Origin of the sequence: Trinickia sp. (genome assembly GCF_051954495.1) — a bacterium.
Lineage (GTDB): Bacteria > Pseudomonadota > Gammaproteobacteria > Burkholderiales > Burkholderiaceae > Trinickia.
Window position 1 is genome coordinate 1 of sequence record NZ_JBQCHR010000181.1, and the last position, 6,741, is coordinate 6,741.

7 protein-coding genes are annotated in these 6,741 nt (G+C 65.4%); 1 reads left to right on the forward strand and 6 read right to left on the reverse strand.

Annotation, left to right across the window (positions count from 1 at the left end; genetic code table 11):
• A partial coding sequence (flgN, locus tag ACTHNR_RS25280) for a flagellar export chaperone FlgN (protein WP_440551316.1) occupies positions 1-214 on the forward strand: 214 nt, incomplete at its 5' end.
• A 47-nt stretch (positions 215-261) separates the two neighbouring features.
• Here the strand turns inward: flgN and ACTHNR_RS25285 are convergent.
• From ACTHNR_RS25285 to ACTHNR_RS25310, 6 genes are all read right to left on the reverse strand, one after another.
• Positions 262-837 (reverse strand): cysteine hydrolase family protein, encoded by a 576-nt coding sequence (locus ACTHNR_RS25285; RefSeq protein WP_440551319.1) that lies wholly within the window; start codon positions 835-837, stop codon positions 262-264.
• Between the two features lie 51 nt (positions 838-888).
• On the reverse strand, positions 889-1,617 hold the full coding sequence (locus ACTHNR_RS25290; RefSeq protein WP_440551322.1) for an RNA polymerase sigma factor FliA: 729 nt from the start codon (positions 1,615-1,617) through the stop codon (positions 889-891).
• A gap of 31 nt (positions 1,618-1,648) precedes the next feature.
• Positions 1,649-2,524 (reverse strand): MinD/ParA family ATP-binding protein, encoded by an 876-nt coding sequence (locus ACTHNR_RS25295; protein WP_440551333.1) that lies wholly within the window; start codon positions 2,522-2,524, stop codon positions 1,649-1,651.
• Complete coding sequence (gene flhF, locus ACTHNR_RS25300; RefSeq protein WP_440551325.1) at positions 2,517-4,337, reverse strand: flagellar biosynthesis protein FlhF; 1,821 nt, start codon at positions 4,335-4,337, stop codon at positions 2,517-2,519. Before flhF ends, ACTHNR_RS25295 begins: the two co-directional genes overlap by 8 nt.
• Positions 4,334-6,436 (reverse strand): flagellar biosynthesis protein FlhA, encoded by a 2,103-nt coding sequence (gene flhA, locus ACTHNR_RS25305; protein ID WP_440551328.1) that lies wholly within the window; start codon positions 6,434-6,436, stop codon positions 4,334-4,336. The genes flhF and flhA overlap by 4 nt, the downstream gene beginning before the upstream one ends.
• Positions 6,433-6,741, reverse strand: a 309-nt coding sequence (locus ACTHNR_RS25310; protein WP_440551331.1) for an EscU/YscU/HrcU family type III secretion system export apparatus switch protein, incomplete at its 5' end; no start/stop codon positions are given. The genes flhA and ACTHNR_RS25310, both read right to left, overlap by 4 nt.

The window sequence follows — 6,741 nt, forward strand, 5'->3', positions numbered from 1 at the left end:
GGAGCTCGCCATTGCCGACGATGCGCGCCTGGCCAAGCAGTGGAAGCTGCTGCAGGCGGTCGTGGAGCGCGCACGCCGCGCCAACGCCACGAACGGCCTCATGATCCGCGTTCGAATGAACTACAACCAAAGCGCCCTCGCAATTCTGCGCGGCGCGGCCTCGCGTCATGCGGCCGGTGTGTATGGGCCGGATGGGCGGATAGCGGCGGTTTGAAGTAGCGCGCGCGCCCCATCATTCATCAGGGCGCGCGGCATCGAACCCTACCGCCCCTCCAGTGCGCCTACAATCTCCTCGGTCGAGCGCACCGCAGCGTAATCCATCGCCATATTGGCGAGCGACAACGCGTGCACGTCTTCGGCTGGCCACAGCCGGCCGCTCAAATCCCGCAAATCGAAGGTGAACGCGGCATCGGACGCGACAATCGCCTCGAACCCCAGATTGCCCGCGCTTCGCGCCGTCGCCTCGACGGAATTGTTCGTGATGACGCCTGCAATCACCAGTTGCCCGATGTCCCGCACATGTAGCCAACGCTCGAGGCCGGTTGCCGCGAAGGCATCCGGCACGTTCTTTTCGACGACATGCTCGTGCGCCGAAGGCGCGAAGCGAGGCTGGAACTCGGCTCCGCTCTGGCCTGGCCAAAAGATCGACTCCGGGGAACGAGAGATATGACGAACATGCACGATCGGCCGCCGCGTTGAGCGCCAAGCCTGAAGCAGGCGTTCGATGTTGTTCTCGGCGCCGGGATTGTTGCGCCGGCCGAGCGTCGGCCGGTTGATCCCGTTTTGCATGTCGATGATGAGGAGCGCCGCGTTCGCGGCGAAGGGCTTGGGCGTCATGACTTACCGTCTAAAGGCACGACCGATTCGATAGACCGCTGTCGGCCAACCTCACTCTACACTGGCCCAGGCCATTTCCCGCAACTTGGCCCGCAGCCGTGCAACGGCCTGGCTGTGCAGCTGGCAAACACGCGATTCGCTCACTTCCATCACCGCACCGATTTCCCGCAGGTTCATCCCGCGCTCGTAGTACAGCGACATCAAGAGCTTCTCGCGTTCGGGCAACTTCTCGATCGCCTCGGCGAGCGCCGAGCGCAAGCTGTCGTCCATCAGCGCCGACAGCGGGTCCGCATGATCGACGCAGTAGCGGTCGAGGAACGGCTCGTCGTCCGCGGAACGGTCGAAGTCTTCGTAGTAGATCAGCTGACTGCCATGCAGATCCTGCAGCATCGACTGATAAGCGTCGAGCGGCATCTGCAAGTGGTCCGCCACTTCGGTCTCGCTTGCCGAACGGCCGAGCCGCTGCTCGACCTGGTGCACGGCCGATTCGACCTCTCGCGAGGTCTTGCGCAGGCTGCGCGGCAGCCAGTCGTTGTTGCGCAATTCGTCGAGCATCGCCCCGCGGATACGTTGACTGGCGTACGTTTCGAACTGCGCGCCCTGGTCTTCCTTGTAGCGGCTCGCCGCATCGAGCAGGCCGATCATGCCCGCCTGAATCAAGTCATCCAAATCGACGCTCGCCGGCATCTTCGCCACGAGCTGCAATCCAAGCCTGCGCACGAGCGGCGCGTACTGCGTCAATACATCCGTCTGGGACATTTTCCCTTGAGCGTTGTACATCGAGGGCCCCCTTTTCCTTGTCCCTAACGTTTCAAGCATGCTGGCGCGCGACCAACGCATCGGCGAGCGCCGACGCCGGCATGGCCGTGCGCACCGCGGCGTCTTGGCGCGGCGAACTCATCGCCGGGCGCATCGGCCAATACAACATTTCTGACGCAACGTGACGATAGTCACGCGCCGACTGTGCCGACGGAAATGCGTCGACGACACAGCGTCCCAGTTCGAGCGAGCGTTCCATCAACGGATCGGCCGCCACGCAACCGGCTTCTTCGATCGACACCGTCAAGTAGCGCGCGGCCACTTCGGCGAGATTCTCGAAAGTCGTCTGCGCATCGGCGAGGCTCGACACGTGATTGACGAGCACGCGGAACTGAGCGATCGCGTGCTCGAAGTGCAGGCGTTTCATGCATGCGTACGCTTCCGTGATGGCTTGCGCCGCCACGCGCGTGACGATCAGCACGTCGTGCGCTTGCGCCGCGAGCGGCGAGAGCGCTCCCCCGCGCTCGAGCCGTGCATCGACGAGCACGACATCGGCCGGGCCCGCCAGCAGTCGCCCGAGCTGCGCGGCGGTAAAGCCCGCGCAGTTCTCGCGCGACGCCGCGAGCACGGAAAATCCCAGCTCGTGGCGCGCGCAGGCTTGCTCCAGTTCGACCTCGCCGTTGAGCACGGCTCGTACCGAACCCGCACCGTGCGCGCCGCCGAGCATCGACGAGACCGCGTTCACACCCAGACGCTCGTCGATGACCAGCACGTCCTTGCCGAGCATCGCCAGCGCCGCCGCTAAATTCACGACCGTCGACGTACACCCGACGCCCACCGGGCCGCCCGTGACCGCGACGACGCGCGAGCCGCTCTTCGCGAGCAGCCGGCGCAGCCCTTCTGCCTGATCGGTGACTTGTTTAGCCAAAGCGGACCTCATGCAGCTCAGCGCTCGAACGGCTCGACAACGCCGAGAGCAGGGCGGGGATTTCATCGTCCTGAGGCACGAACGGCGAGCCGTCGCGCGGAATGCAGAACGCGCTCTTGATCAAAAATTTCTTGGTCGCGACGTACAGGTTCTCGGGCACCTTCTGTCCGGTCGACACGTAGTGCACCGGCAGCTTGTACCGGATCACCGTATCGAGCACGCCGCCCAGGTTCGTCGCCTCGTCGAGCTTGGTCAAAATGCAGCCGGCCAGCTCGGGTTGCCCAGGCGCGCTGCGGTAGGCCTGCACGACTTCGTTGAGCGTATCGCCGTGGCTCGTCGCGTTCAGCAGCAGCAACCGCTGAACGGGCAGGCCCGCGCCGCAGAGCATCGCGATCTGATCCGATACGGTGCGATCGCGCTGGCTCATGCCGATCGTGTCGATCAGCACGATGTGCTTGTTGCGCAGCTCGGCCAACGCGAGCTGCAGATCGGCTGCATCCTTCACCGCGTGCACCGATACGCCGAGAATCTTGCCGAAGATGCGGAGCTGTTCGTGGCCGCCGATCCGGTAGCTGTCCGTCGTCAGAAGCGCGACCTTGCTGGCGCCGAAACGCATCACGCAACGCGCGGCGAGCTTGGCGGTCGTCGTCGTTTTGCCGACGCCCGTCGGGCCCATCAGCGCGAACACGCCGCCGCGCTCCATCAGCGCCTCTTCGTTTTCCAGCACAGGCAGATTCGACGCCAGCACCTGGTTCACCCATTGCATGCCCGCCTCGAGGTTCTCGACTTCAGGCATGTGGTCGACGACCATCCGCACGAGCTGCGCGGAGAAACCGGCCGAAAACAGCGCCTTCGTCACTTCGCCGTCCACCGCGCTGCGGCGTTGGCGCTCGCCCCACATGAGGCCAGCAAACTGCTCCTCCATCATCCCGCGCAGCGACGAGAGTTCGCTCATCACTGTTTGGTTCACGATCTCTTCCACGCGAGCGCGGACCGCATCGGCCATCGCTTCCGTCTCTTGCTCGCCGAGGCCTTCGAATGCCGGCTTCACGCGCGGCGCGGCGCGACGCGCGGCCACACGGGCGGCTTCGTGCGCCCAGTCGGGCAGCTGCGTCGAGGCGAGTTCGTCGGAGGACAACACGCGCCCCGCCGAACCGAGGCCCTTGGCCGCGGCGGTCGTGGGCGACATGGTGTGAGCGCGCGAGCTGTGCGCGGCACGCTCGCTTTGGGCGGCGATGCGACGCGCGTGGTCGATCAGCCAAGGATTCGATTCGGCCATCGTCTGTTGCGCGTCGGCGCCGGCCGTGTCGCCGGCGCTCGCCGCCCCACCGGCCGTCGTATTCGATGCGGCAGGGCTCGGCGCCGCGGTGCGCGACTTGAAGCTCGGACGCTCCGTCAGACGCGGCGCCACGATCGCCGCGGCGTCGGGCGGCAGCGTCCGGCTTTCGTCCTGCGCTTGGCCGCCGACTTCCGGGCTTGCGCCGAAGACGGCGGAGAACACGTCGGGCATGCCGTTCGCGTACGGATTGGCCGGCATCGCGCCGGGCGTCGCGCCCGTGTAGCCGCCGCTCGGCTGCGCGGCAGCCGGGGCGCTCGCATACGGATTGCCTAGGGGCTGCCCCATGCCTTGCGAGGGGCTTTCGCCGGCGTCGGGTGCGATGTGAGCAAAATCGGTGTCGGCCAATGCGACGATTTCAACGGTGCCGTCGTCGTTGGTTCGATTCGAGAGTACGACAGCGTCCGCACCGAGGGCCTCACGCACGAGACGCAGCGCGTCCCGGCTCGTCGCGCCGATGAATTTACGAATGTTCAAGCTTGACCCCCGATGAGGTTAACGACTTTGATCGTGCGCGTCTCCGGCACTTCGGCGTAAGAGAGCACTTTCAATTGAGGCAGGCTGCGGCGCAGGAATCGAGCGAGCATCGCGCGAAGCGCATGCTGCACGAGCAGCACCGGAGGCAGCCCGGCATTTTGTTGACGAACGATCGCCTTTTGCGTCGCCGCCATGAGCGTGTGCGCGAGGCCGGGCTCGAGCCCGGGGTTCGCACCCGTCGAGAGCGCTTGCGACAGCACGCGCTCGAGATTCGAATCGAGTCCCATGACTTGCATCTCGCCGGAACCCGGATACCACTGCTGCGTAATCGCACGGCCCAGCGCCAGACGGACGCAAGCGGTCAGATCGTGCGCGTCGGTCACCTTGCCGGCATGCTCCGAGAGCGCCTCGAGCATCGTGCGCATATCGCGGATCGGCACGCCTTCCTCGAGCAGGTTTTGCAGAACCTTTTGCAGCGTCGTGAGCGAAAGTAGCTTCGGCACGAGATCTTCCACGAGGGTCGGCGCATCCTTGCCGGTGCGCGTGATCAGTGCCTGCACTTCCTGGCGGCCCAAGAGCTCGGCCGCGTGCGTCACGACGAGGTGATTCAAGTGCGTGGCGACGACGGTGCTCGCGTCGACCACGGTGTAGCCGTACACCTGGGCCTGCTCGCGCAAGTTGGTGTCGATCCACACCGCGGGCAGTCCGAAGGCGGGATCTTGCGTCGGCTGGCCCGGCAGCGCCGCGCTGACCTGCCCCGGGTTGATCGCGAGCCACTGGCCCGGATAAGCCTCGCCCACGCCCACCTCGACGCCCTTGAGCGCGATGCGATAGCCGTTCGGGCGCAACTCCAAGTTGTCGCGAATGTGGATGACGGGCGGCAGGAAGCCGATTTCCTGCGCGAACTTCTTGCGGATGCTCTTGATGCGCTTGAGCAGTTCGCCGTCCGAATTCTTGTCGACGAGCGGGATCAGGCGGTAGCCCACTTCGAGGCCCAGCGTGTCGATGAGCGTGACGTCGTCCCAGCTCGCCTCGGTGTTTTCTGCCGGCGCGGCCATGGCCGGCGCGACGTCGACGAGCGAGACCCCTGCCTTGGCGGCCTCGGCGCGCTTGTTCATCGTGCGGCCGAGCTGGATCGCACCGCCGCCGAGCAGCAAGAACGCGAAGTGCGGCATGTTCGGAATCAAGCCGAGCAAGACGATGATCGTGCCGGTGATGAGCAGCACGCGCGGGTTCGTGAACAACTGACCGGTCAGCTGCGTGCCGATGTCTTCGTCGGTCGCCACGCGCGAGACGATCACGCCGGCCGCCGTCGAGATCACGAGCGAAGGGATCTGCGCGACGAGGCCGTCGCCGATCGTGAGCAGCGTGTACGTCTTGCCGGCGGAGGCGAAATCCATGCCGTGCTGCACGACGCCGACGATGAGCCCGCCGAATACGTTCACGACCATGATGATGAGGCCCGCGATCGCATCGCCGCGCACGAACTTCGACGCACCGTCCATCGCGCCGTAGAACTCGGCTTCCTGCGACACGGCGAGGCGACGCTTGCGGGCGCCGTCTTCGTTGATGAGGCCCGCGTTCAAGTCGGCGTCGATCGCCATCTGCTTGCCGGGCATGGCGTCCAACGTGAAGCGCGCCGCCACTTCGGCGATACGCCCCGCGCCTTTCGTGATCACCATGAAGTTGATCACCATGAGGATGGCGAACACGACGATACCGACCGCGAAGTTGCCGCCCACGAGGAAGTGGCCGAACGATTCGATCACTTGACCCGCCGCGCCCGGACCCGTGTGGCCTTCGAGCAGAACGACACGCGTCGAGGCGACGTTCAGGGACAGCCGCAGCAACGTCGAGAACAGCAGCACCGCCGGGAACGCCGCGAAATCGAGCGGCTTTTGCGTATACATGCTGACGAGCAGCACCATCACCGACAGCGCGATGTTGAACGTGAACAGCAGATCGAGCAGGAACGGCGGCAACGGCAGAATCATCATGCCGAGGATCATGCAGATCAGGATCGGACCCGCGAGCGCACGCAGGTTCGCGCCGTTCAATACTTGGCTCTTGCCGAAAAGGGTTCCGACGCGGGCGTTCATGCCGATGCTCCTTCGTTGGCGTCGCCGAGCGCTTCGTCGGCTTCTTCACGTTCGTCGGCCTCGGAGATCGGGCCCTTCGTGTCCATATCGGCGGGTACGTCGAGTTCGGTCGGCGCGGCCGGCACATCGCCCCCTTCTTCGCGGAATTTGCGCAGCTGATATACCCAGGCGAGCACCTCGGCCACGGCGTTATAGAGCGTGCCCGGGATTTCGCGATTCAGCTCGACGTTGTGATAGAGCGCGCGAGCGAGCGGCGGCGCTTCGAGCATCGCGACATTGTTCTCGGCGGCGATCTCGCGAATGCG

Coding starts and splice junctions, on each gene's coding strand:
- ACTHNR_RS25285 (WP_440551319.1), bottom strand. CDS start 837: ATGACGCCCAAGCCCTTCGCCGCGAACGCGGCGCTCCTCATCATCGAC.
- flhA (WP_440551328.1), bottom strand. CDS start 6,436: ATGAACGCCCGCGTCGGAACCCTTTTCGGCAAGAGCCAAGTATTGAAC.
- ACTHNR_RS25290 (WP_440551322.1), bottom strand. CDS start 1,617: ATGTACAACGCTCAAGGGAAAATGTCCCAGACGGATGTATTGACGCAG.